General features: G+C 74.8%; 1 protein-coding gene. It reads left to right on the forward strand.

Annotated elements, in window-relative coordinates; translation table 11 throughout:
- The first annotated feature begins 120 nt into the window (after positions 1-120).
- Complete coding sequence (locus tag ACYVE9_RS28665) at positions 121-795, forward strand: pirin family protein (RefSeq protein WP_461030801.1); 675 nt, start codon at positions 121-123, stop codon at positions 793-795.
- The last annotated feature ends 94 nt before the right edge of the window (positions 796-889 follow it).

Consider the following 889-nt stretch of genomic DNA (forward strand, 5'->3'; position numbering starts at 1 on the left):
GGCGGCCCGGCGGCGAGGGACGATGCGGGCGTGGCGGACGGTTCGGGGGTGGCGACGTCGCTCCGCCCGCGGTCCCCGCGGCGGCTCCGCGCCGTGGCCCGGTGGCAGTACGGTGGCGACATGCTTGAGGTGCGACGGGCGGACGAGCGGTACCCGGGCGGTGATCCGGCTGCCGGCATCAGCACCCGGCACGCGTTCTCCTTCTCCGGCTTCTACGATCCCGCCAACACCGGCTTCGGCCTGCTGGTGGCCTGCAACGAGGAACGGCTCGCGCCGGGCGCCGGCTTCGCCGAGCACGCCCATCGGGATCTGGAGATCGTCACCTGGGTGCTCTCGGGTGAACTCACCCACGAGGACTCCACCGGCCACGCGACCGTGGTGCGCCCGGGCGACGTGCAGCGCCTCAGCGCCGGGTCCGGGGTGCGGCACAGCGAGCGCAACGAGGGCCCGGAACCACTGACCTTCCTTCAGATGTGGCTGGTACCGGGCCGGTTCGGAGCGGAGCCCGAGTACGAGGTGGTGCGCGGTATCGCCGACGGCACCCCCTACGCGCTCTCCCGTACCGAGGCGGTGCTGCACGTACGCCGGCTCGCGGACGGTGAGCGTACGGCGGTGCCGGACGCGCCCTGGACGCACCTGGTGGTCACCCGCGGCCGGATGCTGGTGGCGGGGGAGGAACTGGCGCCCGGTGACGCGATCCGGGCCACCGGCGGGAGCGGTCTCCAGGCCTCCGCGTCAGCGGGGCCCGCGGAGTGCCTCATCTGGGAGATGCACGCCGAGCCCCGGTACGGCTGACCGGTCGCGACGCACAGCCAGCCGTGCGGTGTCGGCCGGTCCCGACGCCGAGCCCGGTGGCTGACCGGCCGCGACGCCGGGGTCCACCGCCGCT

This window comes from Streptomyces sparsus (assembly GCF_054776295.1).

What these genes read in the sequence shown, in the direction of transcription:
- ACYVE9_RS28665 (WP_461030801.1), top strand. Translation starts at nt 121, where the DNA reads ATGCTTGAGGTGCGACGGGCGGACGAGCGGTACCCGGGCGGTGATCCG.